Genomic DNA, 26,570 nt, shown 5'->3' with positions numbered 1-26,570 from the left:
ACGTCTTGGTTTTCAGTCCACCTGGCTTTCAAGCATTTCCTGCTTGTGCGGCAGAAAGGTGGTCACGCGCAGGCCATGCCATGCAACGATGCTGTCACCTAAAAACATGGCCAGCGCAATGACCGTGCACACCAGCGCATTGCCAAACATGAGCACCAGCCACCACGCAATGGCGGAATCACGCACGCTGCCCAGAAAAAGCGCAAATGCCGACCCACAGGCCGAAGCTCCGCCTACGCCACCAAACAGGATGGCGGCATCAAGCAGCAGGGTGCGGTAATGCAGGTGGGTCAGCCGGCGCAGCAGCACGACAGAACTGTCGCTACCCTTGTCATCGGCATTTTCCAGCTTGTCGCGCACGGTCTCGATATGGTCGCTGACCCGTGCGAGCCTTGTATTGAACATGTTGAGCAACGTGCCGATGCCCGAGAGCATGAACACCGGCGTCAGCGCCGTCTGGATCAGGTGGGCAACGCCATCAACAGATTCATCAGGCACAAGGCCGGGAAAAGGGGACACGGGCAGGCATATCCTTGGCTGCGGGCAACCGTGCGTTTTTTGGGGTTATCCGCGGCCCCGTCAAGGGGCAGACTTGCGCCCTGAAGGCTGTTTGAAAAGCCCGCTCTCCAAACATCCTGCACAAATAAGGACGTTTGGGGGGAACGCTTTTTGAAAAAAGGAGGCACCCATGTCCCATAATTATGCAACGCCGCTTACGCCCGAGAAAAGGCTGGCCCGCGTGCTGTCGCGCATTCCCGCCCCCTGGGGGATCAGCATCGAGCGCCTGCCCGGAGCACCTGATACCGAATGCTGGCACGCGCGCCTCGACGTGCCCGGACAGCCCCCGCAGGACTGGACCGCGCCCGCGCCCACCATGGTCGAGGCGCTGGAGCAGGCCTGGCGGCAGGCCCGCACCCTGCTGGCCTGAACCGGCGGGCATGGAAGATACGGTCAAGAACTAAGTTAATAAAATACAAACACAGCTTTGTGAGGCTCTACTGTGTATTCCTGCGGTGGCAACAGGCTTGCTCATGCCGTTTTATTGAACATAAACCACGAATTGAGCCGCACACGATTGTTTGATGGATCTTTGCGCTCCTTGCGAAACCGGACTGTTCCAGTCCACCGGGCATCATGACGTACTGCCTTGTCGCACACCACAAGACCCAAAACGCACATGTGTTCCGTTATGACCATTTTTTGAACATTGCATGAAAAAAAAGGAAGATTAACCAACGAATCCATAACGGAACCTGTCCTGCGCGCGCCCTTCCTCCCACCATGGGGGGAGAAATCCCTGCACGCTCCTGCGCCCTGCCACGCCTGCCCTGCCCCCTGCCACAGCCAGGGGGGGCCATTGACCCGCCGGGTTTTATACAACAGGAATGCGCATAGGGAGTTTAATACTATGTCGGCAGGAAAATTGGCGCGTATTGGCGCGGTGGTTGTTATGGCAAGCGGGGGGGCGTCGCTTGCCTGCGTCGATGAGGCATGGGCTGACGATTATAGTGAACTTCTCGATATCCTGAAGGCGAAGGGCAGCCTGACGCAGGGTGAATATCGTGGCCTGCTCGCCCATCACCTGCAACATGTGCACGAGGCCGCGACCAGTGCCGCCCGCACGCAGCAATACGTGCCCGCCGCGCGCCACATGGGCACGACAGCCGCCCATGCGCCCATGCGCACCGCAATGGGCCAGGCGGTTCAACCCCCCGGCCAGATCGAGATTGGCGGCAACGGCATGGACCCCGACTATGTGCTCGCCCAGGCGCAGCAGGCGGCGGCCAGTGCGCAGGCCAGTGCGGCCTCGGCCGAGTCCACCTGGCTTGCCGCCCAGCATTCCATGGGCCTTGGCGGCGGCATGTCGCTTGTGCGGATGGAAAAATACGTGCCCGGCAAGGGCCTGACCTTCAAGGCCGGGCCGATCGACATCAACCTGTCGGGCTTCATCAACGGTTTCTATACCTATAACAGCCCTGCTGGCGGCATGCCGGTGGCTGGTGGTGTCTCGACGGGGTCGAGCGGGTTCGATTCCTCGGCGCTGCGTAACGGCCTGCTGCCCGCAGGCCTGATTCTCAAGCTTTCGACCACGCAGAACGGCATCGACCTTGCCGCCGTGATGGGCATGTATCCCGGCATCAACAATGCCAAGAACGGCGCCTTCAACGCCAATACCGGCGGCAGCCCGGTGGGCCTTGGCACGGCCGGCATCGATTTTCGTCAGGTTTACGTGACGGCGGGCAACAAGAAATGGGGCACGTTCAAGATTGGTCGTGACCTTGGCATCTTTGGTGGCGACGCCATCCTTGATGACGCCACGCTGCTCAGCGTGGGCTCGACCGGCAGCAACTCGGCGCCGGGCAACACCTCGCTTGGCCGTATTGGCGTTGGTTATGTCTATGCCGACTGGATTCCGCAGATTTCCTACCAGTCGCCCACCATCAAGGGCTTCCAGGGCACGATCGGCATCCTGCAGCCGCTTGATGAGTTCGATTTCTCGGGCGCGGATGGCAATGGCAATGCCTATTCGGCAGCCTCCACGCAGCACAGCTCGCCCATGATCCAGGGCAAGGTGACATATGACTTCAAGATTGGCGGCCTGAGTGCCCGCATCTGGGCCAGCTTCCTGACGCAGCACCAGCAGGACCTGACGGTCAGCAAGACGACAACGGTCACCACCCAATTGCTTGAAGCAGATGGCGTAACGGCATTTCCCTACTCTACTACCAGTACTGCGGATGTTTCCGTCATTCCGGGCCAGAAGCATGGTGTCACGGCGGAAGCGGGCGAAATCGGCACGAAGCTGACCTATGGCCCGGCGCAGTTTGTGGGCTACTACTATCGCGGCAGCGGCCTTGGCACGACCGGCCTGTTCTTTGATGGCGTGGCCAGTAACGGCCGCAAGCGCGCATCGGAAGGCTACTATGTCCAGATGATGTATAACTTCACCAAGAAGTTCAAACTCGTAGGCAGCTATGGTGTCAGTAACCTGTATCTGGCACCGGGCGAGAAAGACCCCGATCTCGTGCGCCGCAATGAATCCGAAGTGGGTGCCGCCTACTACAAGATGACCGACTGGCTGAACCTGGTGGCCGAATACGCCCATACCAGTTCCGCAGCCCACGGCCCCTACAAGGAAAGCGACAACAGCGCCTCGGGCGGTATGATCCTGCTGTTCTGAGCAGGGAGCTTACAGAACAGAAGGCACTGCCGGGCAGATCCCGCGCAGCGCCTTTTTTGTAATGATGCCTGAAGCAAAAAGTTCTGAAGTGTAAAAAGTTTTGGGTGCTATCTTTTTTGAAAAAGGCAGCACCCAAAACTTTTATTTATTACGGTGCCGTAGGCGGCATCACCACATACAGCCCGATTTCCAGATGTTTGCCAGTTGAATAATTCAGCCCCGTCTGCTGCCCGAGTTCATGCAGGTCCAGGCCATCTTGCAGCGCGCGGGTACTGAAGGCCGCAAGTTCACGCGCGCCCACCAGAACCATGCCGCATTTCTGGTTCTGCTGCAGGAAATCAGCCGCCGCCGTGGGGCTGATCAACCGGGTATTTTCACCCAACAGAAAGACAAGGCTGGGCTCGGAATCCGATGTCGAGGCGATAATGCTCTCGCTTCCGCAGCGGCGGTGGGTATCCACCATGGCGGCCAGGCGCGGGCTGAGCCATATGGTCTGCAGGCGCGGAATGACGGTTGTAAACAGCCCGACATGGATGATGACCGCCGTGGCAACCGCCGCCATGACCGCCCGCAGCACCTCGCGATGCAAAATGAGATAGGCCGACAGCCCCAGCACCGGTAGCGCGCCCACCGGAATCAGCATGGCGGCGGGTGACAGCGTGCCTTCCATGCGCCACAGCAGCACCGGCCCGGCAAAGGCCAGTATGGAACCGACCGTAAACCAGATCAGCGCATAGGCTGCGAGCAGGCCGCGTGCCCACAAGGCGCGTGGCCATGCCCACTCCGTGGGAAAAGAGACCACGGCGGCAGCCGTCAGGATCGCAATAGCCGGATAGGTCGGCAGCACATAATGCGGCAGTTTGGTCGCAATGGCCTCGAACACCAGCCAGTGCGGCACGATCCAGCACAGCAGGTAGCGCACATGCGGCTGAAAACGCTGCGCCCACACAAAGGGTAGGCTCATGGCGGCAAAAAGCGAGCCGGGCCAGAAGGCAAGGGCAAACACGGCCAGATGATAGCCCGGCGGCAGACCATGCGTTTCCTGCCCGCTCGCGACCTTGCCCAGAAAATTGCGTCCTACCGAGCGCGAGAAGAAATCACCGTGGCTGACAACCCCGATGGCAATGCACCACGGCAGCACGATGGCCAGCATGAGCAGCCAGCCCCAGGCCGGGCGCAGGCGGCGCCACCAGTCAATGCGCCGCTCCACCACCGCCAGGGCCAGCAGCGTGCCAAAGCCGGGAATCAGCACCACCGGCCCCTTGAGCATGAGCCCACAACCCAGCGCGACCCAATACAACAGGGCCGCCGCCAGCGGTGTTGCCAGATCGCGTTCGCGGTCAAGATAGGCGCGCAACAGTCCGCATTGCGCCAGCAGCACGAACAGAAGCAGGGTGGTGTCAATGGTGGCCATGCGGCCTTCGGCTGTCATCAGCACCGAGACCGCCAGCAGCGCTGCCGCCAGCAGGCCACATTGCGGGCCAAACAGGGCAGCGCCGATCCATGCAGTCAGCACAGCGGCAGCCGTTACGGCCAGTAGCGAGGGAATCCGGTAGGGCCAGGTGGCGTGGCGGCCCTCCATGCCAGTCAGCCTTACGGCAGCGGCCTCCAGCCAGTAAATGCCCGCGGGCTGAAGATAGCGGGGCTGATCAAGAAACCGCACGTCGACATAATTGCCGCTATGCAGCATCTGGGCCGTAGCTTCCATGTAGCGGGGTTCATCACGGTCCAGCGGCGGCAGCGAGGCCCGCCCGGGCAGGAACAGGACAAACACGGACAGCGCCACAAAAACATAATGGCGCAGTGTCAGGCGCGTCATGGCACGGTCCCTTCAGCGTTCGATAACGCGTTTCGGTATCCTGGCGCGGTTATTGAGCCACATGACACCCAGTATATCGCGGATGCCAACAATCGCCCGGTTGAAATTGGTGTATTTGGAGGAACCATGCAGCCGGTTGCGATGATGTACCGGCATGCACACCAGCGGTACGCCGCGCTGCCCCATCAGGGCAGGCAGAAAACGGTGCAGCCCCTCGAATTGCGGCAATGGCAGGAAATCTTCCCGCCGGAACGCCTTGAGCGAGGCCCCCGTATCGGGGCAGCCATCATCAAGCAGGTGACGACGCAGGCCATTGGCAAAACGCGACGCCAGCCTGCGTGACAGGGTATCACGCCGCTTGGTGCGCACGCCCACCACCAGGGGCGCGCGCCCGCTGGCCTGCTGGCACAGCGCCATCATGTTGATGAAATCGATGGGGTTATCCTGCCCATCGCCATCAAGCAGAATGACCCATTCCCCCCGCGCGGCTTCAATGCCCGTACGCAGTCCGGCGGATTTGCCGTAAACGGCTTCATGGCTGAGAATCCGCAGTTGCGGCAGGATGCCATCGCGTCTGACCGCTTCAAGCTCCGCCACTGTGCCATCCGTGCTGCCATCATCGACAAAGATGATTTCAGCCGGGGGCAGGCGGTCGAGTACGGCCGCGATTTCCTGGCATAACGGGCGGAGGTTGCCGCTCTCGTTCAGCACGGCGGCAATAATGGACAAAACGGGGCGTGAAGACGCCCCGTTATCGCTGTCCTGCATGACAGGCGGCTGCAAAGGCAATCAGGCAGCGCGCTGGGAAAGGGCCGTCGGCAGATCACCGATCGCCCTGTCGATGATCTTGCCATCGGCATCCGCAGGCAGGCTTGCAGCCAGCGTCTCGCGGGCAGCCTGGATGGCGATGTCAACCGCCGTCTCGCGCACTTCGCGCAGGGCGGAACGCTCGGCCGAGGCAATGCGGTCCTTGGCCATCTGCTCACGCCGTGCGGCAATATCCTCGGCATCCTTGCGGGCTTTTTCCGCAATGTTCGCGGCTTCACGCAGGGAGTGCTCGACCAGTTCCTTGGCTTCGGCCAGTGCCGCCTCGCGGTCGCGCGTTGCGTCCTCCAGCATCTGCTCGGCCTCGCGGCGCAGGCGCGCGGCCTCATCAAGCTCGGCACGGATGCGCTCTGCCCGCCCGTCCAGCGCGCTCACCAGGGGCTTCCACAGTGAACGCCCGAACAGGACGAAAAACAGGACAAAGGCAACAGCCGACCAGAAACGGGGATCATGAAACATGATTATGACCTGTCTGTCTTGGGCAGCGGGTCAGAGACCACGTGCTGCCGCAGCAGAACCGACCTTTGCCGTCACGAAATCGGCCGGGGCGGCAATGCCAGATAACTGATTGATCAGCGTTTCCGCCGTGTTTGTGGAAATCTCGCGAACGGATGCCAGTGCCTGTGTCCGGGCCTGCGCGATGCGGGTCTCGGCGTCACTGATCTCGGCGGCAAGGCGTGCGTTCATTTCCTCGGTCTGCCGGGCGGCGGCCAGACGGGCCTCCTCGACAACCTTGTCCACATTGGCCTGTGCATCAGCCAGCGCCTTGCGGCGTGCGGCATGCAGGTCGGCCACGGCTTCATCAGCGCGGGTCTTGGCCTTGTGCGCGATGCCAAGGTCGGTCTCGATGGTCTGACGACGCAGCGAGAGAACCTTCTCCACCTTGGGCAGGGCCGAACGGCTCAGCAGCAGGTAGAGAACCAGAAAAATGCCAGCGCCCCATATCACCTGACCGATGACATAAGGATTGCCAAAATCAAGCTGGGGCATGCCCTCGGCGCGCGCGCCAGGAGCTGCCATGGCCATCAGCGGCAGAGCCAGCGCGGACGAAGCCAGAAAAGACTTCGCCCTTCGGATGTTGTTATACATCACGGCGCGCGCCATGTTCGCCTCCAGCGTATCAGACGAACAGGATCAGGAACGCGATCAGCAGCGCATACAGGGCCACGGCTTCCGTCAGGGCGAAGCCCAGCATGCCAAGGCCGAACACGTGCGGGCGTGCGGACGGGTTGCGCGCGATGCTGCTGACCAGCGTAGAGAAGATGTTACCCAGGCCAATGCCAACGCCAGCGAGGGCGATAACGGCGATACCGGCACCAATTTCACGGGCTGCTGCGATATCCATGTCTTGTTTTCCTTGTTTCAGACGTTCTGGATTGAAATAGATGGAAGCGGATGCGGCCTGTTAGTGGGCCACCGCCTCCCTCAGATAGATGCAGGTCAGGATTGCAAACACATAGGCCTGCAAGGCACCAACCAGCAATTCGAGTGCCATCAGCGCGATATTGATGACCACGGGACCAACGGCGATGATATCACCGAAGAAGCCCAGACCGGCCAGCATGATCGTGAAGGCGGCAAACATATCGAACATCACGTGACCAGCCACCATGTTGGCGAACAGACGGATCGACAGGCTCACGGGACGCGAAAGAAAAGAAAGGATCTCGATCGGGATCAGCAGCGGGGCCAGCGCCTTGGGCGCGCCCGCGGGCATGAAGTGGGCGAAGAACTTCGCCCCCTGCACCTTGAGCGATACGATGATCGAGAGACAGAACACCATCAGCGCCAGCGCCAGGGTCACGGCGATATGGCTGGTGAAGGCGAAGGAGAAAGGCAGCAGGCCAAGGTAGTTACCGGCCAGAATGAAGAAGAACAGCGTAAACACGAAGGGGAAGAAGGCCTTGCCCTCTACGCCGATCGTATCGACCGCCATGTTGTAGATGAAATCGTAGCACATCTCGGCTGCGGCCTGCAGGCGACCCGGCACCACTGCAGCAGGCCGCATGCCCACGTACAGGAACGCCAGAACCAGCAAGGCGGCGACAATCATCATCATGGGGGACTGGCTGAACCGCAGGGATTCGCCCAATGCACCCAGAACTGGATGGAGCTCGAACTGACCGAGCGCGTCGATAGATGATCCGGCCGCCAACTTCGTTCTTCCCTATAACCGTCCGGAGCCGCCATCCGGCCCGTCTGCCTTAGTGCTTATGGCATCGGGCCTGACAAGACGCCAGACATTAAGTACACCTGCCACACCGCCAAGAAGCGAAAAGACGATGAGGAACCAGGGCTTTGTGCCCAGCCAGTGGTCAAGACCCCAGCCAATGCCAACCCCGACCACAAGAGCCGACACCAGTTCCGTTCCAGACCGGATGACCAGGCCCAGGTCGGACATTGTCCCCCCCGTATCGCGTTCAGCGGTGACGCGGGGCTTCATGCGCTCGCGGGCCGCTTCCAGTCGCCGGTTGAAGGACTCGCCGGAAGGATCGTTATCCTTATCCACTTCTCGCACCTCCTTGAGGGTGCAGGCGGTAGCTAACGGGGCTGCAATAACCTGTCAAGCAAAGGGGGGCAAACAAAGCGTTTCCCCCCGCATCTTTTTTATCGGCTGTGCGTTTGCCGCACCCTTATTGCGCCGTGGCACTGCCTGGAATCACGTCATAACCCGCGCTGCCGGGAAAAGCCCCCGGCGGCGGCGCATCGGCGGGCTCGATGTGAATGGCCTGGTTCACGTCCGGCCCGATCTCACGCGCGTTGATGGCGGTGCCGCGCTCCCCGCTCACGCCAATGCCAATGGCGTGCAGGCTGGCACCCGGTTTGAGCCAGGCAGCAAGCCGGGTGGCGTTGGTCTCGCCCACATACACGACGCTATGATCGCGCATGATGGCGCCCTGCACCCTGCCCTGCATGTCATAGAGCGGGGCGAGCACGGTGCCATCCACCGGCACGTCGGGGCCGATGGAGGGCGAATCATAGGGTGCGGGCGCATTTGCGGGGCGCACATCGGCAATACGCTGCCCGCGCGGGCCGGTTATGGCATAGGCGCGCACGATGGGGCGGCCAATGCCCTTGAGCCCGTTGACAGAAACCTGCTCGCCCGGCCGGACGATGGCGGGCAGGTTCTCGCCAAGATCCTGCGGGCAGAAAACCTGCGTGCCATCAGCCAGCAGCAGCCCCGCGATCTGCCCTGCCGGGCTGAGGATGTACTGCACGAGCTGCCCGCTCGTGACAGGCAGCGGAGCGAGGTCAAACACGGGGGCGACCTGCGTTGCCGCAGGGGCCGTGGCCGTGGGCTGCGCGCCCGTCTTGCCAGCCGCATGGGCGCTACCCGCCGCCAGGCTGCCAGCAACAAGCACGCCCGCGAGCAGGCGGCAGGAGGAACGTCGATGAATGTCCATGCGGGTACCCGTCTTTCGTCTGTCTTGACCGGCACGCTGCCGGGCGTGCCATCTCATTCCATCCCCGCCCCGCAGGCAAGGGGGCTTGACGACGGATCAGTGCCGGAAATGGCGCATACCTGTGAAGACCATGGCGATGCCCGCCCTGTCGGCGGCGGCGATCACCTCGTCATCACGGATCGAGCCGCCGGGCTGGATCACGGCGGTGGCCCCTGCCGCAATCGCGGCCTCAAGCCCGTCGGCAAACGGGAAGAACGCATCGGACGCCACAACGCTGCCCTGGGTCAGCGGGTGGTCGATGCCTGCTTCCTTCGCCGCATCGGCACTCTTGGTGGCGGCGATGCGCGCGGAATCAACCCGGCTCATCTGGCCCGCGCCAATGCCGACCGTGCTCTGGTCCTTTACATAGACGATCGCGTTCGACTTGACGTGCTTGGCCACACGGAAGGCGAAGATGAGATCCGCCATCTCGGCTGGAGTCGGGGCACGTTTCGTCACGACTTTCAGCGCCTCGGGGGTGATGCGGCCGCTATCACGCGTCTGGGCCAGGAAGCCACCGGCCACCGAGCGCACCACCACGCCGCCAGCCGCGGGGTCGGGCAATGCTCCGGTCAGCAGCAGGCGCAGGTTTTTCTTGCGTGACAGGATCTCGCGCGCTTCGGCCGTCGCGTCAGGTGCCACGATCACCTCGGTGAAGATGCCGGCGATACGCGCCGCCGCCTCAGCCTCGAGCGTGCGGTTCAGCGCCACGATGCCGCCAAAGGCCGAGACCGGGTCGCAGCGCAGGGCGCGGTCCCAGGCTTCAGCCTGTGTGGGGGCGACCGCCACCCCACAGGGGTTGGCGTGCTTGACGATGACCACGGCGGGCGCATCGAATTCCGCCACCGCCTCGAACGCCGCATCGGTGTCGTTGATGTTGTTGTAGGACAGCGCCTTGCCCTGAATCTGCTTTGCCGTGGCAACACCGGGGCGGGTCGAGCCATCGGTGTAGAAGGCCGCCTTCTGGTGCGGGTTCTCGCCATAGCGCAGGCTTTCGCGCTTTTCGCCCGCAAGGATCATGCGCGGGGGCAGCACCTCGCCTTCCTGGCCAGCAAACCATGCGGCAATCGCGGCGTCATAGGCTGCGGTGCGGGCATAGGCGGCGCCTGCCAGCTTCGTGCGCTGCGCCAGCGTGGTGCCGCCATTTTCCAGTGCGGTAATCACCTCGCCATACTGGGCGGGGTCGGTCACGATGGCCACGTGAGCGTGGTTTTTGGCGGCGGCGCGGATCAGGGCGGGGCCGCCGATATCGATGTTTTCGATGCAGTCCTCCGGTCCCGCGCCAGAGGCCACGGTGGCCTCGAACGGGTAGAGGTTGACGGCCACGAGGTCGATCGGGGCGATCTTGTGCTCTTCCATCTGCCGCACATGGGCGGGCAGGTCGCGCCGGCCCAGAATGCCCCCATGTACCTGCGGCACCAGCGTCTTGACGCGGCCATCAAGAATTTCCGGGAAGCCGGTATGCTCGGACACGTCGCGCACGGCGATGCCGGCCTCGCGCAGGGTGCGGGCGGAGCCGCCGGTGGAAAGGATCTCGGCCCCGTGGGCAACAAGCGCGCGGGCCAGATCAAGCAGCCCCTTCTTGTCAGACACGGAAATCAGGGCACGCCGGACCGGCACGGTGGTGGGGGGGGTCATCTGCAAGTGACCTTTCACGCAAGCTGGAAATGAGCCAATGCGGGTTGGATTAGTCCAACCGCGCCAGAATGGGCAATAAGCGAAATGCCATGGCTGGCTCCCCCGGCGCGGTTTGAAAAGCCTGCCTGTGAAACATCAGAAAGTTTTTGGTGAAGCTTTTTTCAAAAAGCTTCGTGAAAAATGCCGCCTTTTTTTCAACACGGCGGCACCCGGAAACTTTTGTCATTTTTTATGAAAAGCAGGTGAAAAATCAGCCATCGAGATACGTCACCAGCCGCGCCAGACAGGCAGGCTGGCGTGGCAGTTCATGGCCGTCAATCGCCACCACTTCACGCGCGCACAGGCTGTTGAGGGCAAAAACCGCGTCGGCTCCGCGCAGCATGGCGGGGGTAAGGCGACCTTCGCGCAGCAGCCCCGCCGCCAGCAGCACGCCACGGGCAATGCCGGGCAAGGCGCCATCGCTCACAGGGGGGGTAAGCAGCTCCCCGCCAATAACCGCCACGAGCGTGCTGGCACTCGTCTCGGCCACATGCCCCGCCCGGTTGAGCAGCAGCGCATCATCCGCACCCAGGCTCGCAGCCTCCATCCGCGCGAGGATGGAGGGCAGGTAGTTCAGACTCTTGATGCGCGAGAGCACGCTCTCCTCATCGCGCCGGTGGGTGGCAGTGACCAGCCGCACGGGGGTTGCGGGCGGCAGGCTGGCGGCAGCAGCAAGCAGCAGGGTGGGCTGGACCCGAGGCGGGGGCAGCAGCCCGCGCGGGCCGGGACCACGGGTGAGCGTAAGCCGCAGCGAACCGCTCTGCAGCCCGGAGGCGGCCAGCAGGTCATGCACCGCCTGCGCGATCCTGTCCGTATCGGGTGGGGGGAGCATGAGCACGCCAGCGCCGTGGGCCAGCCGCTCCATATGAAGCGTGAAATGCCGGACCGCACCATCGGCCACGCGCATGGTCTCGAACAGGCCATCACCCAGCAGCAGCCCCCTATCCGCCGGGTCGATGCGGGCCTCGGCCGGACTGAGAACCTGGCCATTGAGCCATACGGGCAGGCCTGTAGGGGTCATGGCATGTTTCCTTCATCCACCTGCGGCCCGAACAGGGCCAGCAGAGCCGCGATTTTAAGCTGCATCTCGCGGTATTCACGCTCCGGGTCGGACTCCACGGTAATGCCGCCCCCTGCCGCTGCTGTAACGTGGTCACGCGTGAGGACCAGCGTGCGGATGATGACGGCGCTATCCATGGTGCCATCGCTGCCAATCCTGACCACGGCGCCGCAATAGGCCCCACGGGGCGAGGCCTCGAGCGCATCGATCACCTGCATGGCGCGGTGCTTGGGCGCGCCGGTGACCGAGCCGGGTGGCAGGGTGGCTGCCAGCAGGTCACAGGCATCGTGCTCCGGTGCCAGCCGCCCCGTTATTTCGGAGACCAGATGATGCACATGCGCGAATTGCTCGACCGCAAAAAGTTCTGGCACGGCAATGCTGCCCATCTGTGCCACGCGCCCGATATCGTTGCGCATGAGGTCAACGATCATCAGGTTCTCGGCCCGCTCCTTCGCATCATGGCGCAGGGCATGGGCCAGCCGGGCGTCGTCCTGCGCCGTGCCGCCGCGCGGGGCGGTGCCCTTTATGGGCCGGGTGCTGACCCGGCCTGCGCCATCAAGGCGTAAAAAACGCTCGGGCGAGGCGCCGAGCAGCGCAAACCCGCCCTCACCCACCATAAAGGCCCCGAATGGCGCGGGCGATGTGGCGCGCAGCGTGCGGTACACATCAACCGCCGAAAGCCCGGGCGGACGGGTGGCCCGCATGCGCCCGGTGATGTTGACCTGAAATACTTCGCCCGCCGCAATCCGGGCCACGGTCTGCGCCACGGCGGCGCGATACGCCGCCCCGTCCTGATCGGGCCGGAAACGCAACGCGGGCAGGGGCGGGGGTTTTGCCGCCGGAGCCATCGCCGCCCACTGCGCTGCCAGTGCCATCATATGCGGAGCATCAAGGTCTGTTCCCGCCAGCCAGGCGCGACCTGTCTTGCGATCGAGCACGAAGGCATGGTCATACAGGCCGAAAGCGGCCTCGGGGCCATCATCTCCTGCCCCATGGCGCGTGCCGATGCCTTCCATACGCTGACCCGCGCCATAGCCGATAAAGCCGATCGCGCCTCCGGCAAACGGCACCTCGGGCGGGCAGCACCCACCTGGCACGCACTGGCGCAGCAGGCCGGGCAGGTCATGCGCCACCTGCGTGCCATCCAGCCAGCACATGCCATCACGCTGCTCGATCCAATGTGCAGGGTCGCGGCAGATGATGGTCCAGCGCGCACGCGGGCCGACCGGACCGCCGCTGTCAAGACAGACAAACCCCGGTTGGTCGCCCCACGCGGCCAGCACGTCATCCACATCCCGCCAGGCCAAGGGCAGGCAGGGCGCGGAGCTAGCCATCCCCGGCGTGATGCAGGGTTGCGGCATAATCCATCAGCATGGCGCTGACTTCCGGTCCGTCGGCGGCTTCAAGCGCGCGGCAGGCCATGCGGCGGCAGTCATCCATCGCCGCCGCCCGCACCGCGCGCTTGACGCGCGGCACGGCGGAAGCATGCATGGAAAACGACCGCACCCCCAGCCCCACCAGCAACGGCACGGCCAGCGGGTCGGAGGCCATCTCGCCACACAGCGAGACCGGCCTGCGCTGCCGCAGCCCGGCATCCGCCGCCAGCCGCACAAGCCGCAGCACGGCGGGGTGCAGCGGGTCATACAGCCCCGCCACATCCGTCGCCGCCCGGTCTGCCGCCAGGGTGTACATGGTCAGGTCATTGGTGCCGATGGCGAGGAATTCAGCCTCCTGCGCCAGCACATCGGCCATGAGGGCGGCGGCAGGCGTTTCGATCATGATGCCAAGCGGCGGCAGCGGGTCGGGTATGTCCACCCCCTTGCGCCGCAGCCTGCGGCCCACGCGGGCATAGATTTCACGCGCTTCATGCAGTTCCGCCGGGCTCGACACCATGGGCAGCAGCACCCGCACCGGGCCTGCGGTGGCCGCGCGCAGGATGGCGGCGAACTGCGTTTCAAGCAGGGCGCGATGGCGCAAAAGCAGCCTTATGCCCCGCAGGCCCAACGCCGGATTGACATCGCTGCCGGTGCCAATGCCTGCCTGTGTCAGGGCATCGCTGTTCTTCTCGCTTCCCCAGTCCACGACGCGGATCGTGACCGGATCGCCCGCCATGGCCTCGACCAGAGGGCGGTAGAGGGCTTCCTGCCGGGCTTCATCAGGCAGGGTTTCGGCATTCATGAACAGGAACTCGCTGCGCAGCAGCCCGATGCCCGCAGCACCTGACTGCGCGATCATGGGCAGTTCGGCCGGGATTTCGAGATTGGCCTGCAATGTCAGCACTTCTCCGCTCGACAGGCGGGCAGGCAGGCGGCGCAGACGGCCAAGCGCCTGGCGTTCACGCGCATAGGCCGCCACCTCCACCCGGGCCGCGGCCGCCGTGCGGGTGGAAGGCCGGATGATGACACGCCCGGTCGTGCCATCAACCACCAGCCGCGTGCGCCGCCCGACGCGCGCCAGCAGGCCATGGACGGCCAGCACGGCGGGAATGCCAAGCGCGCGCAGCAAGATGGCGGTATGCCCGGTGCTGCCGCCCTCTTCAGTCACCACGGCGGCGATACGCGAGGGGTCGATCAGGGCGGCATCGGCGGGGCGCAACTGCTCGGCAACAAGGATCGCACCATCGGGAATGGTGGAAAACGACCGGTACGGCGTGCCGCTGAGGTTACGCACCAGCCTGCGCCCGATCTCACGGAACTCTCCCGCCCGCCGCCTTGCCGCCACCGCATCCTCGCCTTCGGGCGCAGGGCGGCCAGGGGGGCTGAGCATGAAGGCGGCCAGGGCCTCGGTTTCGTGCTGCACGGCGGCCTCGGCCAGCATACCCTGCCCGAGCAGGGCCTCGATGCCGCGCCGCAGGCGCGAGGGGCCGAGCATGCGGCGATAGACCTCAAGCAGGGAGCCGATTTCCACCTGCCCGTCCTCAGGCAGCAGGGCCAGGCGGTCATGCAGGCGACGCAGCTGGGCAGTAGAGCGGGTTATGGCCTCAAACAGGCGCGCGCGTTCATGGGCAGGGTCGCAGTCGCGCCGCGTGGTGTCGATGGGCGGCAGGGCGGGATCATGCGCAATGGCGGCATACCCGATGGCCACGCCCGATGAAACGGGCTGACCTTCCAGCCGCGCCTCACCGGGGCGCGGACGACGGGTGGTGGCGCGTTCAGTCGTCTTCATCAAACCCGGCCCCGACCAGCCGCACGAGGGCCGCGAGTGCCGGTTCCGCCTGCGGGCCGGAGGCGGCGATGCTGATCGTCTCGCCCTTCCCCGCCCCCAGCATCATGAGCCCCATGATGGAGTGGCCCGAAACCGTCATGCCCGCATGGGTCACGTCGATGGTTGCATCGAATTTTTCCGCCATCGTGACGAATCTGGCCGCCGCGCGCGCATGCAGCCCGCGCTGGTTGACAATGCCCACATCCGCCCGCCGGGGCGCCGCCTGCGCCACGGGTTCAGCCACCATGGCCCACGACGCTGTCCGCCGCCTCGCCCGCGCAGGCCCCCACGCCTGACAGGCAGGCAGCCGGCAGGTGCGAGGCAACCGAAATATAACGCCTGCCCGCCTCTTCCGCGCCGTGCAGGCAATCCTGCAGGGCCGCCTGGCCGCGCATCTGCGCCAGCTTGACCAGCATGGGCATGTTGACGCCTGCCAGCACCTCCACGCGGTTGTTCTCCAGCACCGAGATCGCGACATTGGACGGCGTGCTGCCGAACATGTCGGTCAGCAGGATCACGCCCTGCCCGCTATCGACCGAATCGATGGCCTGGCGCAACGGTGCGCGGCAGGTGCCCGGCAGCGAGGCCGCCGTGACATTGAACACCGTGGCCTGCGCCTGCGGGCCAACCACGTGTTCGAGTTCCGCCTTCAGGGTCTCGCCCAGAACACCATGCATCACGAATACAAGACCGATCATTGCGGGTCCGCCTGCTCCGTTGGTTCGGCCAGCCCGCGCGGGCGGTTGGCCCAGCGCCAGCTGCTGCGACCCTGGCGGGCCAGTTCACGGTGCATGATCACGACGGGCCATGCATCCTGGGGGTGGGCACTGTCAGCACGCTGCGCCAGCCGCCGCGCCAGTGCCTCGACAAGGGTGACCGAGCGGTGCCGCCCGCCCGAACAGCCAATGGCGATGGTGGCGTATTTCTTGCCCTCACGCACGAAGCGCGGCAGCACGAGTTCGAGCAGCCCTGCCATACGATCAAGGAATTCGGCATAATCAGGGTCATTGGCCACGTAATCCGCCACGGCCGCATCGAGCCCGGTCATGGGCGACAGGGCGGGGTCGTAATACGGGTTGGTGAGGAAGCGGGCATCGAACACCATATCCGCCTCCCGCGGCAGGCCCGCGGGAAAGGCAAACGACATCAGCGCCACGGTCAGCCCGTCAAGCCCGCCTGCCGACCACTCGCCAAAGCGGGCCTCGACAAGCTGGCGCAGCTCGAATGGCGGCAGGTCGGAGGTATCGATTACCATATCGGCAGCTTCACGCAGGGGGGAGGTGAGGCGGATCTCGGCCTCGATCCCTTCCTTGACCGTGCCATGCACGGCCTGCGGGTGGCGCCTGCGGGTGGCTGTATAGCGGCTGAGCAGCACGCTTTCCTCGGCCGTGGCGTAGATCAGTTCGGCATTGAGGGCGGGGTTGACGCGCAGCCGGGCAAGGGCTGCGAGCACGGCGGAGGCATCGAAGCCACGCGTGCGCGAATCCACGCCAATGGCCACCGGGCGTTCGGCACGGGCTACGATCTCATCGAGCATGCCGAGCGGCGGATTGTCGATCACCTCGTGCCCCAGATCCTCCAGAATACGCAGAATCGAGGATTTGCCCGCCCCGGACAGGCCGGTCACAAGCAGGATGCGACGGGGGAGAGGTGTGTCTTCATGCATGGTGTCAGTCACGCAAAACCCTGACTTCTCTCAGCCATTTGCCGGATGACAGATCGCTGTATCATGGCGGGATCGAAACCTTTTCCTGAACCCATTCTCCCCCGAAAGGGCAATCATGGAAAGTGGCAGCCGCATCACATCTGTCTTTCATCCAGCAATTGGCTCCGTCCGGCAACGCAGTCAAGGATCAGGCCCACGCGCGCCACGGCCGAGGGCTGGGCCGGGTCGAGGCGGAACGCGGGCACGCCGGTCAGCGCATCGGGTTCAGGTGCGGGAGGCAGGCGGGAAGCATAATCGGGCGCTGACACCAGCCTTGCAAGGGCTACCACCCGCACGCGTTGCCGCCATGCCATGCGGATGATGCCGATGCCGCGCACCTCGAGCAACCCCGCAAGGGCTGCAGGCGGGCTGGCCCACCCCGCCTGCAGGCAGACCTGATCATCGGCCACGAGGGCATAGCCCGCATCAATGAGGCGCAGCAGAAGATCCGACTTGCCCGCCCCCGATGCCCCCATGAGCATGATGCCCTGCGCACCGCGCGCGGCACAGGAGGCATGGATGTGGAGCGGCGCGTTCATGCCCGTGCTTTACCGGACGGGGCGTGGTTTCGGGAAAGGAAAAATTTTTATGGACAAAGCATGGCGACTTCATGATTCTTTTGCAGATGGAAGAAAACACGTCGTTGCGCCCGCAGCCCGAACTCCACCTCCGGCACCTGACCGGGATCAACGCGCAGACCGGTGGCTTCCCCCCTGAACTGTTTGGCCAGATCCGCCAGGCGCTCATGACGGGCATGGACCAGCTAGCCAGCCGGGGCATGGGGGCGGAGAACGTCACGCGCATCATCTTCATGCTGCACGACACGGCGGGATTTGCCGCCTGTTTTCCGCTGCTCAACGATCTGTTTGGCCGTACCTGCCCCGCCACCACGTTGCGTCTGGTCAAGCCGTTTGAACAGCCGGGCCAACTTGCCGAGATCGAACTGCTCGCCACAGTCGAGCCGGACGACACGGAGACCTGAAGAACATCAGCCTGAACGAAACGCAGCAATTTTCATGAAATCAGGGGGGATCGTGGTGGAGCTGAGGGGAATCGAACCCCTGACCTCCTCATTGCGAACGAGGCGCTCTCCCATCTGAGCTACAGCCCCACAATCCTCGCGCGATAGATAACCCGCAACGGGCGCAAGTCAAGGCCAAATTTGGGGCTACATATAATTTCCCGCTCCGGTATGGCGGTTCATGGCGGTTGTATGCGCCCTCTGACGACACTAGATTCCGGTGTGTCGTCACCTATGAAAGTTGGCCCGTTGATCCCCATAATCTTTAGCCTGCTGGCTGAACTGATACAGCTTTACACCTATGTGGTGCTGGTCTCGTGCCTGTTCAGCTTCCTGCTGGCATTCGGCATTCTCGACCAGCGCAACCCGATCGTGTGGAATATCGGCAATTTCCTGTATCGCATGACCGAACCGGTGCTACGCCCCATCCGCAGCGTGCTGCCCAACTTTGGCAACATGGATTTCAGTCCGCTCGTACTGCTGCTGCTGATTCAGTACCTGGCGCTGCCGATCCTGTTCAGGATCGAAGGCATGCTGCTTGTTCCCCCGATGTAAGCGGGCTATCGCCGCCGCCATCGTGCGGCCTATAATGGGTGCACGGGCCCTGCTTTTTCACTCGGACCGCATTTTCAGGAGTTAGTATTCACATGAAAAAATCAAACCGTTTCCTGGCGCTTCTCGCCGCCCTGCCCGTAGCGGCAGCCCTTTCTGCCGCCCCCGTGCATGCCGAAGGTCTTGGCAGCCTTGGTGGGCTTGGCGGCGACGCATCGAGCCTGCTGTCGGGCAGTGGCATGAGCATGCCCTCCGTTTCCTCGCTCGCCCCTTCCAACGTCACGGGCCTGATGAGCTACTGCGTGCAGAACAACTACCTGCAGGGCAACACCCCCTCCACCCTGCTTTCCTCACTGAAGCAGAAAGCCGGGCTCGATACCTCGAGCAGCCAGTATTCAAACGGCCAGAACGGCATTCTTGATACCGGCAATGGCAATACCTTCTCGCTGTCCTCGCTGAAAGGCAACATCAAGCAGAAGGTCACCACAAAGGTCTGCAAGGCCGTGCTCAAGCAGGGCAAGTCCCTGCTCTGATCCACGCCTGACGGGGGCCGCCTGATCGGTTCAGAACGGGCGGACCACCACCATGATGACGATGACCATCATCAGCACGGTCGGCACTTCATTGGCCATGCGATAGAAGCGTTCGGGCCGCGTATTGCGGTCATTGGCGAAGTCACGCCGCCACCGTCCGCACGCCCCCTGAAAGCCCGCCAGGGCGAGCACGCAGGCCAGCTTGACCAGCCACCATCCCGCATGCCAGTCGATCACCCCCGGTATGGCGGCCAGCAGCCCGCCAAACACGAAAGTGCTGATCATCGCGGGCGCCATGATGAAGCGCAGCAGCTTGTATTCCATCACCTTGAAGCGTGCTGATTCCGGTGAACCGGCCACCACCTGGCAGTGATAGACAAACAGGCGCGGCAGGTAGAACAGCCCCGCCATCCACGCAATCAGTGACATGATGTGGAACGCCTTGAGCCACAGCATGAAGGGAATGAGGGCGCTACCCATTCACACTGCCCGCCTGCTTCTGGCTGGCCTGGATGCGCGCAAGCAGCGGCACGAATTCATCCAGATGCGCGATCCGCAGCAGCCCCGGCCACTGTGGAGCCGGCAGGTCGGGCGCGCGCAGCAGCACGCAGCCCATGCCCGCGGCCTGAGCCGCGCGGGCGCCGGTATCGGTATCTTCTAAAACGATGCAGCATTCCGGCGGCACGCCCTGCGCCTTTGCCGCCGCCAGATAGACTGCCGGATCCGGCTTGGGCTGGCCCATGTCACGCGCGGAGTGGATGCTGGCAGGCGCAATCAGCGCATCAAGCCCGGTGCGGCCGAATTTGGCCTCCATTTCCTCCACCGAGGAATTGGAGCCGATGCGGTAGGGCAGTCCCAGCTCTGTCACGCCACGCAGCATGGCGGGCGCGCCCTCGATGGTTTCCGCCTCATTGCGCATGAGGGTGACGAGGTTGCGCTGCATCCGGGCAGGCCAGTCAGCGGGCAGGCTGATGCCCTCCTCATCCTCGATCTCGTGCTTGAGCGCGGTCAGGGCATGGCCTGCAAAGCGGCGCACGGCGTCTTCATCGCTGATCTCGGGGCCATAATCGCGCAGGGTACGGGCGATCATGCGGCATGAGGGGCCTTCACTGTCGATCAGCACGCCATCGCAATCGAAAATGACCAGCCTGAGCGCGCCATCTGGGCGCAGGGCGGAGGGCAGCATGGCTCAGACCTCCCGGATGGTCTTGATCAGGTCGCCCACATGCTCGGGCGGCGTGGTGGGAATGACGCCGTGGCCAAGGTTGAACACATGCGGGCGACCCTTCATGGCATCCCGGATGGCGCGCGCCTCGGCCCGCATGCCTTCGCCACCAGCCAGAACGCGTATGGGGTCGAGATTGCCCTGCAGCACCAGCGTGCCGGGCACCTTGTCGGCTACGGCCTTCATGTCCGCCCCAGTATCGAGCGCCATCGCGTTCACGCCGGTTTCACGCCCGTATTCAACTGCCATCAGTCCCGCCAGCCGGGGGAAGCCAATGACCGGCACGCCGGGGTGGCGGGCGTTGATGATGGCGGTAATGCGTTTTGCCGGTTCAATCACATGCTTGCGGAACTGCGAAGGCGGCAGCAGCCCTGACCAGCTATCGAACAGCATGACCGCCTCGGCTCCCGCCTCGATCTGGGCGCACAGCATATCCGCCGTAGACGTGGTGAGCAGGTCGATCAGCCGATCGAAAAACGCGGGATCGGTATAGGCGAGCCTGCGGGTTTCCTCGAACTCACGCGAGCCATGGCCTTCCACCATGTAGCATGCCACCGTAAACGGCGCGCCAGCGAACCCGATCAGCGTCACCTGCCCCGGTCGTGCCGGACCGATCGCCTCCGGCCCATCGACAATGGCCCGCAGCCTGCGCAGGGTCTGCATGACCGGTTCAACCGCCTGCGCCACCCTGCCCGGATCAAGCTGGTCGAGATCGGCCTGTGAGCGCACGGCCCCCAGAACGGGGCCCCGTCCCGGCACGAATTCCAGTGACTGCCCCATGGCCCAGGGCAGGATCAGGATGTCGGAAAACAGGATGGCCCCATCCATGCCGAAACGGCGGATGGGCTGTAACGTAATGTCGACCGCCATGTCGGGGGTCATGCAGCGGGTTATGAAATCCGCCTTTTCACGCAGGGCCCGGAATTCTGGCAGGAACCGGCCCGCCTGCCGCATCAGCCATACCGGAGGGGGCCATGTCGCCTCTCCCAACAGGGTGGCGAGCAGGGGTTTGCGTGTTTCTGTCATCGATCCGTCGTTCTGTTTCGTTGTGGCCGGACTATCTCGTACTTTCGGGCTGACGGATAGCGGGCAGGGCGCAACGCGCGCGCCCCTTTCAAAACAATAAAAGAAAAGAGAAAGAAATTTCTTGATGTGCTTTTAGTGCTGTGGATCACGGGGTACCCATGTTTCCGAAAATGTACCCCGTTTTCCCCACAGTGTGTACCGTTTCCGACTCCAAGGATTCCCACGGAGTCGGAAAGTTATCCCGAATGTACCGACATAAGGCTGTGTACAACTCACCGGAATGGGGCGGGTACACGTTGTCCACGGTACTCGGTACGGCACAGAATTGTTTGGAGTACTGTCCCCATGTACCCCAGTACTCCAGAGCCCCGAATTAAATGTTTCACTTCCGCAGTACGGAGAGCGCGATGCCGGACGACTCCAGTTTAGTACTAAAGCCCGCCCCATTACAGGTGGAGTCGCCACCGATAGTACTGGCCAGCCGCTCGACGGCGCGGCGCGCCCTGATGGAATCGGCGGGACTTTCGGCCCGGTTCATGGCGGCGGATGTGGATGAACACGCCATTCGCGCGGCACAGCGCCGTGCCGGGCACGACGCCAGTGCTGCTGCCCTTGCACTCGCCCGCGCCAAGGCCAGGGCTGTGCAGGTTGACCCCGGCACGGTGGTGATTGGCGCGGACCAGATCCTGTCCTGCGGGGAGGAATGGTTCGACAAGCCCGAAGACTGTGATACGGCCCGCGCGCAGTTGCTGCGCCTGCGCGGCCGCGCGCATGTGCTGCACACGGCGGTGTGCCTGCTGCGCGATGGCCACGAGGTCTGGCATCACGTGGCCTGCCCCGTGCTGCATATGCGTGCCTTCAGCGAGTCCTTTCTCGGGTGGTATCTGGCGGCCGAAGGCGAGGCGATTCTATCCTGCGTGGGGTGCTACCGGCTTGAAGGGCGCGGGATCCAGCTTTTCTCCTGCATTGAGGGGGAACAGTCGGCCATTATGGGCCTGCCGCTGCTGCCGCTGCTCGCGGCCCTGCGCACGCATGGCATTATCTTGCCGTGAATAATCTTCCGGAGGGGGTTGCATCGGTCTGCGCTTGAGGTTATACCCCCGTCACCGGACCACGGTGGCCATGCAGATGGCCAGCACCCGTCGGAACAGTGGGGCCATAGCTCAGTTGGGAGAGCGCCTGAATGGCATTCAGGAGGTCAGGGGTTCGACTCCCCTTGGCTCCACCAGATTCCTTAATCTGGTACCCCCACACTTTAAATTATTGATGATGTCGTCAACGCCTTCATGTGCTGCATGAGGGCTTTGTGCGTCCGGATCTTATGTCCTGAAATCATGAAAAAGGTTTCGGTGATGCTTTTTTCAGACAGTTTCAGATGACGCTGCCTTTTCAAAAAAAGCAGAATCCAAAAATATTTATTTCTTATCAAATGGTTATTTCAAAATATGCCCTTAATCGGTTCGTAACCGATGCTGCGTTAAAACTGCATTTCAAAGTGATGAAATAACCCGACCGGATAGCGAGCACGGCCATGATGCAGCATTCAACCAATTGCCCGACCATGCGAGCGTGCTGAAAGTGGAAACGCAGTCTTCTGTCCGCGCCCGGCCGAATTTGGGCCGCATGGCGGCAGGGCATGCCCTTCAGCTCGAGGCTCTGCCGCTTGAAGGCCTGCTTTTGTTTACTCCGCCCCGTATTGAAGAGGAACGCGGGCTTTCCAGCGCAGCCGGTCTGGCCCGGATCGGCATGGCCAGCCCTTTTGCGCAGGATCACCATTGCCTGTCGCGGCAACGGGGCATGGTGAGGGGCCTTCACGCCCAGGTGGCGCCCCGCGCGCAGGGCAAGCTGGTGCGGTGCACGCGCGGGGCGATATGGGATGTGGCGGTGGATGTGCGCACCGGCTCGCCCACCTTCGGTCAATGGGTGGGTGTTACCCTGAATGCCGGGAATGGCAACCAGTTATGGATACCGCCGGGCTTCCTGCACGGTTTCTGCACATTGACCGACCATACGGAGGTGCACTGGCAGTGCACCACTCCCTCCGACCCCACCTGCGCGCGCAGCCTGCGCTGGAATGATGCAACACTGGGCATTGAATGGCCCGTGACCGATGGCCAGGCCATTGTTTCGGAGCACGATGCGGCGGCACCGCCCTTTTCCGCCGTGATCGACTGGTTCCATTACGCGTAACGCGCCGGCCTTTTCCACCGCAGCTGGGCGGGCGGCGTTCGGTCCTGCCTGCTGACAGGATGCCCTGGCGCGGGGATCAGGCCGAGTGGTCGAGCTCGTCGAGTTCGATCTGCCCGGCTTCGCCGGTCTGGGGCGGGGGAATGACCGGCATGGCCTGTTCCGTGGCCCGGTCGCCCGGGTGCAGGCGTCTCACCACGGAAAAGGCGGTGAGCACCGCGCAGGAGCCAAACAGCACGCTGCCCAGCACCTGCCCCACCTGCACGCCGCCCGGCCCGTAACGCATGCCCATCCACACGAACGGAATGGTGCCCAGCGTCGCCCGCCCCCAGTTGAACAGCGTGGAATACAGCGGGTGGCCCAGATTGTTGAAAGCGGAATTGGCCACGAACAGCATGCCGATGAACACGTAGCCCGCGATGGTCCAGTTACAGAACAGGTGGATCAGCATCGCCGCCGTGCCCTGCGCTGAAAACACCCGCACCACCAGGTCCTGTGTCAGGAACAGGATGGCCCATGTCAGTGCAACACAGCCCGCGACCAGCCACAGCGAGGCCACGAGTGTCGCCCGCACGCGGTCGAGTTTACCCGCGCCAAGGTTCTGCGACATGATCGGCCCCACCGAGCCCGTCAGGGCAAAGACAAAGGCGAAGGCCACCGGCACGATACGCTCGATGGTCGCCTGCCCCGCCACCGCCGCCAGTCCGAACCCCGCCATGGCATGGGTTACGAACACGCTGCCCACCGGCGTTGCCAGGTTGGTCAGGATGGCGGGCATGGCCACCTGCCCCACCAGCTTTGTGTCGGCCACGACATGGGTGCGCACGGGCCATGCCAGCAGGCCGTGACGGCGCGCGCAGCGAAAGCCCATCAGCGCCACGATCCCGCGTGAGAAAATGGTGCTGATCGCCGCCCCCTTGAGCCCCAGCCCGAGGCCCACGATCAGCACGGGGTCGGCTATGGCCGAGATCATGGCGCCGATCAGCGTTACATTCATGGAGATACGGGCCGCCCCGATGGCGCGCAGCAGCCCCGAGCACCCCATGCCTGCCGCGATCAGCGGCAGCCCGGGCGAGACGATGCGCAGGAACGTGGCCGCCTGCCGTGCCGCATTACCCTGTGCCCCGAGCAGGGCCAGCAGGAGCGGTGCGAGCCATGCGGTAAACACCCCGATGAGCAGGCAGCAGCCGAGCATGACAATGCCGAAGGAGGAGGCGACCCGTTGCGCCTGCTCCATCTTGCCCGCGCCGATCAGCCTGCCGGTAATGGCGCCGATACCGATGGACAGCCCGATGGAGACCGCGATCTGCACGAAGCTGATGACACCGGAAAAGCCGATGGCCGCCGTCAGCGCGGGATCGCCAAGCCATGAAATGTAGAAAAGGTTCAGCAGGTCGACAAGGAACACGGCCATCAGGCCGATGGCACCCGTCCCGGCCATGACCACGACATGGCGGACAATGCTGCCCGTGCAGAATGCGGCTTTTGGTCGGGTCGCGGGTTGTCCCCCCATTCGGGTGTCCTGTCTGCTGCAGTGGGGGCGGCCTGGCCGGTGCCGCCATGGTCACGCCCCATGATGCGGGGCATTGAAACCGGGCACAAGACCCCTGTCCGGCCTGTTTTTGCCGCCTGGCAGAAAATTGCCGTGTTGTTGATGTATATAATAAAATTTGATTGTGCAGTGCAAAATAACCATACCGATTGTGCAGTGCAAAAAAAGTAAAATCGTATTTTTATTTATATTTATTGTTGACGTTTAAATAGGGCGATGGCATAAGGGGTTACACGAAGCCGCTGGCTTCCATAAAAACCAATAAAATCCGGTCATGATGCCGGGCTGGACGTGTTACCCTCCGGTATCAACGTTCTACTGACAGGGTCGCCCCATGGGAGGCCCTGTCTTTTTTTGTGCCCTGCCCGTGCAATACCACCTGGCCCGCAAGGGGGGCAGGTCGGGTTAAAAATTGGACCGGGTCGGTCCATTTCTGGCAAAGGTAACAGTCCTGCCGTGCAACCCGATCCGCCTGAGTATCGCCCTTCATGAACCGCATGTCCCTGCCGCCAAAATATTCCTGCCTGCTCATCGGCCTTATGGGCGTTCTGCTCGGGGTGGTGGAGTGGCTGTTTGAACCCGACAGCAGCATACTCGACGACCTGCGCAGTCCGCAGGGACAGCAGATCCTGCAAAACCTGTCAGGCCCGCTGGCGGTTGTAATGTTTATGGCATCCGTGCTGCGCAGGCAGATCATCTATGCACTGGGACACAATATTCTGGACGATACCGTGTGCATGAGCGTGCCTTACTGGTTCATTGGGCATCTATCCCGGCTTCGGCCGCTGCACAGGACCGGGGTGTTCGTGCTGGTGACCCTCAGCCTGCAGGGGGCGTGGGCCTACTGGCAGTGGGGGTATGGCAGCGCCCTCCTGTTTGGCATCGAATGGCTGGAAATCCTGTGCGTGACCACCGCCTATCTCATATCCGCAAGGCACAGGCTGCTTATGACCGTATCCTGCGCCATGGTGTGCAATGTGGTCATGCTGGGTTGTGACTATGTCGTGGCCATGCCGATGCTGTGGGCACGGATGCAGTCCGTCGAGACCGCGCGGCCCCTGCCCGGTGGCCTTGCGCCTGATGGGCGGCATCACGTGGCCCATGAGGTCGAGCAGGATCTGTAAGCCTTCTGCCAAAAGAAGGTTTTGGTGAAGCTTTTTTCAAAAAGCTTCGAAGAACGCTGCCTTTTTGACAAAAGGCGGCACCCGAAAACTTTTATCATTGCGCGGGAGACCGGCGCTTTTACCGCTGGTGGCGAACAGGGCGTCTCCATTACGCTAAAGCCGGTTCCCGCCCGTGGCAGGAACCCCTGCATTAAGGGAGGAATACCGATGTCCAGACTGACGGCGGCCGAACGCAATGCCCTGCCCGATTCAGCTTTTGCCCTGCCGGGCCGACGCTACCCCATACCCGACGCCACCCATGCGCGTGACGCGCTGGCCCGTGCGAGCGAGATGCTGCACCGGGGCGACCTGAGCCAGCAGGACTATGACACGGTGGCCGCCCGCGCCCATGCCGTGCTGGAAAATGAATAGACCCGCATGACAAAAAAAGGGGTGC

General features: G+C 63.3%; 31 protein-coding genes and 2 tRNA genes. 10 read left to right on the top strand and 23 right to left on the bottom strand.

Annotated features, from left to right (window positions below; all coding sequences use genetic code 11):
• Nucleotides 1-12 precede the first annotated feature (12 nt).
• Complete coding sequence (locus CDI09_RS05130; protein ID WP_167370193.1) at nucleotides 13-519, bottom strand: DUF2721 domain-containing protein; 507 nt, start codon at nucleotides 517-519, stop codon at nucleotides 13-15.
• Nucleotides 520-688: 169 nt separating this feature from the next.
• Between CDI09_RS05130 and CDI09_RS05125 the strand changes: the two genes are divergently transcribed.
• On the top strand, nucleotides 689-928 hold the full coding sequence (locus CDI09_RS05125) for a hypothetical protein (RefSeq protein WP_078525528.1): 240 nt from the start codon (nucleotides 689-691) through the stop codon (nucleotides 926-928).
• Between the two features lie 480 nt (nucleotides 929-1,408).
• A complete protein-coding gene (locus CDI09_RS05120; protein WP_205836578.1) occupies nucleotides 1,409-3,181 on the top strand; it encodes a porin family protein in 1,773 nt (590 codons plus the stop codon).
• 148 nt (nucleotides 3,182-3,329) lie between these two features.
• Here the strand turns inward: CDI09_RS05120 and CDI09_RS05115 are convergent, their stop codons facing one another.
• The 17 genes from CDI09_RS05115 to CDI09_RS05040 form a co-directional block, all read right to left on the bottom strand.
• Nucleotides 3,330-5,000 carry an ArnT family glycosyltransferase gene (locus tag CDI09_RS05115; protein WP_078525532.1) on the bottom strand — a complete coding sequence of 557 codons (1,671 nt, stop codon included), beginning with the start codon at nucleotides 4,998-5,000 and terminating at the stop codon, nucleotides 3,330-3,332.
• A 12-nt stretch (nucleotides 5,001-5,012) separates the two neighbouring features.
• Complete coding sequence (locus CDI09_RS05110) at nucleotides 5,013-5,768, bottom strand: glycosyltransferase family 2 protein (protein ID WP_078525533.1); 756 nt, start codon at nucleotides 5,766-5,768, stop codon at nucleotides 5,013-5,015.
• A gap of 21 nt (nucleotides 5,769-5,789) precedes the next feature.
• On the bottom strand, nucleotides 5,790-6,284 hold the full coding sequence (locus CDI09_RS05105) for a F0F1 ATP synthase subunit B family protein (RefSeq protein WP_078525534.1): 495 nt from the start codon (nucleotides 6,282-6,284) through the stop codon (nucleotides 5,790-5,792).
• A 30-nt stretch (nucleotides 6,285-6,314) separates the two neighbouring features.
• Complete coding sequence (locus tag CDI09_RS05100; protein WP_061275558.1) at nucleotides 6,315-6,929, bottom strand: F0F1 ATP synthase subunit B family protein; 615 nt, start codon at nucleotides 6,927-6,929, stop codon at nucleotides 6,315-6,317.
• Nucleotides 6,930-6,945: 16 nt separating this feature from the next.
• On the bottom strand, nucleotides 6,946-7,170 hold the full coding sequence (locus CDI09_RS05095) for an ATP synthase subunit C family protein (RefSeq protein WP_003616715.1): 225 nt from the start codon (nucleotides 7,168-7,170) through the stop codon (nucleotides 6,946-6,948).
• A gap of 60 nt (nucleotides 7,171-7,230) precedes the next feature.
• A complete protein-coding gene (locus tag CDI09_RS05090) occupies nucleotides 7,231-7,980 on the bottom strand; it encodes a F0F1 ATP synthase subunit A (RefSeq protein WP_078525535.1) in 750 nt (249 codons plus the stop codon).
• A gap of 12 nt (nucleotides 7,981-7,992) precedes the next feature.
• Nucleotides 7,993-8,334: an AtpZ/AtpI family protein gene (locus CDI09_RS05085; protein ID WP_078525536.1), complete on the bottom strand. Its 342-nt coding sequence runs from the start codon at nucleotides 8,332-8,334 to the stop codon at nucleotides 7,993-7,995.
• 124 nt (nucleotides 8,335-8,458) lie between these two features.
• The gene (locus tag CDI09_RS05080) at nucleotides 8,459-9,229 is read right to left on the bottom strand and encodes a hypothetical protein (RefSeq protein ID WP_078525537.1); all 771 of its coding nucleotides are present in this window, start codon (nucleotides 9,227-9,229) and stop codon (nucleotides 8,459-8,461) included.
• Between the two features lie 96 nt (nucleotides 9,230-9,325).
• Nucleotides 9,326-10,906 (bottom strand): bifunctional phosphoribosylaminoimidazolecarboxamide formyltransferase/IMP cyclohydrolase, encoded by a 1,581-nt coding sequence (gene purH, locus CDI09_RS05075; RefSeq protein WP_078525538.1) that lies wholly within the window; start codon nucleotides 10,904-10,906, stop codon nucleotides 9,326-9,328.
• 49 nt (nucleotides 10,907-10,955) lie between these two features.
• A complete protein-coding gene (locus CDI09_RS18065; RefSeq protein WP_167370194.1) occupies nucleotides 10,956-11,132 on the bottom strand; it encodes a hypothetical protein in 177 nt (58 codons plus the stop codon).
• A gap of 24 nt (nucleotides 11,133-11,156) precedes the next feature.
• On the bottom strand, nucleotides 11,157-11,966 hold the full coding sequence (locus CDI09_RS05070) for an aminotransferase class IV (protein WP_078525539.1): 810 nt from the start codon (nucleotides 11,964-11,966) through the stop codon (nucleotides 11,157-11,159).
• Nucleotides 11,963-13,339 carry an anthranilate synthase component I family protein gene (locus CDI09_RS05065; RefSeq protein ID WP_078527869.1) on the bottom strand — a complete coding sequence of 459 codons (1,377 nt, stop codon included), beginning with the start codon at nucleotides 13,337-13,339 and terminating at the stop codon, nucleotides 11,963-11,965. Before CDI09_RS05065 ends, CDI09_RS05070 begins: the two co-directional genes overlap by 4 nt.
• The gene (gene ptsP / locus CDI09_RS05060) at nucleotides 13,332-15,170 is read right to left on the bottom strand and encodes a phosphoenolpyruvate--protein phosphotransferase (RefSeq protein WP_078525540.1); all 1,839 of its coding nucleotides are present in this window, start codon (nucleotides 15,168-15,170) and stop codon (nucleotides 13,332-13,334) included. Before ptsP ends, CDI09_RS05065 begins: the two co-directional genes overlap by 8 nt.
• Nucleotides 15,157-15,453: an HPr family phosphocarrier protein gene (locus CDI09_RS05055; protein ID WP_078527871.1), complete on the bottom strand. Its 297-nt coding sequence runs from the start codon at nucleotides 15,451-15,453 to the stop codon at nucleotides 15,157-15,159. The genes ptsP and CDI09_RS05055 overlap by 14 nt, the downstream gene beginning before the upstream one ends.
• Nucleotides 15,446-15,907 (bottom strand): PTS sugar transporter subunit IIA, encoded by a 462-nt coding sequence (locus CDI09_RS05050; protein WP_078525542.1) that lies wholly within the window; start codon nucleotides 15,905-15,907, stop codon nucleotides 15,446-15,448. Before CDI09_RS05050 ends, CDI09_RS05055 begins: the two co-directional genes overlap by 8 nt.
• Nucleotides 15,904-16,875, bottom strand: coding sequence for an RNase adapter RapZ (gene rapZ, locus CDI09_RS05045; protein ID WP_078525543.1), 972 nt, complete (start codon nucleotides 16,873-16,875; stop codon nucleotides 15,904-15,906). The genes CDI09_RS05050 and rapZ overlap by 4 nt, the downstream gene beginning before the upstream one ends.
• A 134-nt stretch (nucleotides 16,876-17,009) precedes the next feature.
• Nucleotides 17,010-17,453, bottom strand: coding sequence for an HPr kinase/phosphorylase (locus CDI09_RS05040; protein ID WP_078525544.1), 444 nt, complete (start codon nucleotides 17,451-17,453; stop codon nucleotides 17,010-17,012).
• Nucleotides 17,454-17,524: 71 nt separating this feature from the next.
• Here CDI09_RS05040 and CDI09_RS05035 point away from each other — a divergent pair, with 71 nt between their 5' ends.
• Nucleotides 17,525-17,896 (top strand): RidA family protein, encoded by a 372-nt coding sequence (locus CDI09_RS05035; protein ID WP_078525545.1) that lies wholly within the window; start codon nucleotides 17,525-17,527, stop codon nucleotides 17,894-17,896.
• A gap of 53 nt (nucleotides 17,897-17,949) precedes the next feature.
• Here CDI09_RS05035 and CDI09_RS05030 read toward each other — a convergent pair.
• Nucleotides 17,950-18,025 (bottom strand) — tRNA-Ala (locus tag CDI09_RS05030).
• Nucleotides 18,026-18,169: 144 nt separating this feature from the next.
• Here CDI09_RS05030 and CDI09_RS05025 point away from each other — a divergent pair.
• Both CDI09_RS05025 and CDI09_RS05020 read left to right on the top strand, forming a co-directional pair.
• Nucleotides 18,170-18,490: a YggT family protein gene (locus CDI09_RS05025; RefSeq protein ID WP_078525546.1), complete on the top strand. Its 321-nt coding sequence runs from the start codon at nucleotides 18,170-18,172 to the stop codon at nucleotides 18,488-18,490.
• Nucleotides 18,491-18,582: 92 nt separating this feature from the next.
• Nucleotides 18,583-19,020: a YjjA family protein gene (locus CDI09_RS05020; protein WP_078525547.1), complete on the top strand. Its 438-nt coding sequence runs from the start codon at nucleotides 18,583-18,585 to the stop codon at nucleotides 19,018-19,020.
• A 30-nt stretch (nucleotides 19,021-19,050) separates the two neighbouring features.
• Here CDI09_RS05020 and hemJ read toward each other — a convergent pair whose 3' ends face one another.
• From hemJ to hemE, 3 genes are read right to left on the bottom strand one after another with little or no spacing between them, the layout of a single operon-like run.
• Complete coding sequence (gene hemJ, locus CDI09_RS05015) at nucleotides 19,051-19,500, bottom strand: protoporphyrinogen oxidase HemJ (RefSeq protein WP_078525548.1); 450 nt, start codon at nucleotides 19,498-19,500, stop codon at nucleotides 19,051-19,053.
• Nucleotides 19,493-20,206 carry an HAD family hydrolase gene (locus tag CDI09_RS05010; RefSeq protein WP_078525549.1) on the bottom strand — a complete coding sequence of 238 codons (714 nt, stop codon included), beginning with the start codon at nucleotides 20,204-20,206 and terminating at the stop codon, nucleotides 19,493-19,495. The genes hemJ and CDI09_RS05010 overlap by 8 nt, the downstream gene beginning before the upstream one ends.
• A gap of 3 nt (nucleotides 20,207-20,209) precedes the next feature.
• Nucleotides 20,210-21,271: a uroporphyrinogen decarboxylase gene (gene hemE, locus CDI09_RS05005; protein WP_078525550.1), complete on the bottom strand. Its 1,062-nt coding sequence runs from the start codon at nucleotides 21,269-21,271 to the stop codon at nucleotides 20,210-20,212.
• A 407-nt stretch (nucleotides 21,272-21,678) separates the two neighbouring features.
• On the opposite strand from hemE, the gene CDI09_RS05000 reads away from it, so the two are divergent.
• The 3 genes from CDI09_RS05000 to rfbC all read left to right on the top strand — a co-directional run bounded on the left by CDI09_RS05000 (nucleotide 21,679) and on the right by rfbC (nucleotide 23,461).
• A complete protein-coding gene (locus tag CDI09_RS05000) occupies nucleotides 21,679-22,323 on the top strand; it encodes a Maf family protein (protein ID WP_236944438.1) in 645 nt (214 codons plus the stop codon).
• A 100-nt stretch (nucleotides 22,324-22,423) separates the two neighbouring features.
• A tRNA-Ala gene (locus CDI09_RS04995) sits at nucleotides 22,424-22,499 on the top strand.
• 395 nt (nucleotides 22,500-22,894) lie between these two features.
• Nucleotides 22,895-23,461, top strand: a complete 567-nt coding sequence (rfbC, locus tag CDI09_RS04990) for a dTDP-4-dehydrorhamnose 3,5-epimerase (RefSeq protein ID WP_078527873.1) — start codon at nucleotides 22,895-22,897, stop codon at nucleotides 23,459-23,461.
• Nucleotides 23,462-23,537: 76 nt separating this feature from the next.
• On the opposite strand, the gene CDI09_RS04985 is transcribed toward rfbC, so the two are convergent.
• A complete protein-coding gene (locus CDI09_RS04985) occupies nucleotides 23,538-24,971 on the bottom strand; it encodes an MATE family efflux transporter (protein WP_078525552.1) in 1,434 nt (477 codons plus the stop codon).
• A gap of 527 nt (nucleotides 24,972-25,498) precedes the next feature.
• Here CDI09_RS04985 and CDI09_RS04980 point away from each other — a divergent pair.
• Nucleotides 25,499-26,134, top strand: coding sequence for a hypothetical protein (locus CDI09_RS04980; RefSeq protein WP_078525554.1), 636 nt, complete (start codon nucleotides 25,499-25,501; stop codon nucleotides 26,132-26,134).
• Nucleotides 26,135-26,341: 207 nt separating this feature from the next.
• Nucleotides 26,342-26,545 carry a hypothetical protein gene (locus CDI09_RS04975; RefSeq protein ID WP_078525555.1) on the top strand — a complete coding sequence of 68 codons (204 nt, stop codon included), beginning with the start codon at nucleotides 26,342-26,344 and terminating at the stop codon, nucleotides 26,543-26,545.
• The last annotated feature ends 25 nt before the right edge of the window (nucleotides 26,546-26,570 follow it).

Origin of the sequence: Komagataeibacter nataicola (genome assembly GCF_003207795.1) — a bacterium.
In the GTDB taxonomy this organism is placed as follows: Bacteria; Pseudomonadota; Alphaproteobacteria; order Acetobacterales; family Acetobacteraceae; genus Komagataeibacter; species Komagataeibacter nataicola.
Note: the sequence above shows the minus strand (reverse complement) of the source record. Positions and strands in the feature narration are given on the sequence as shown.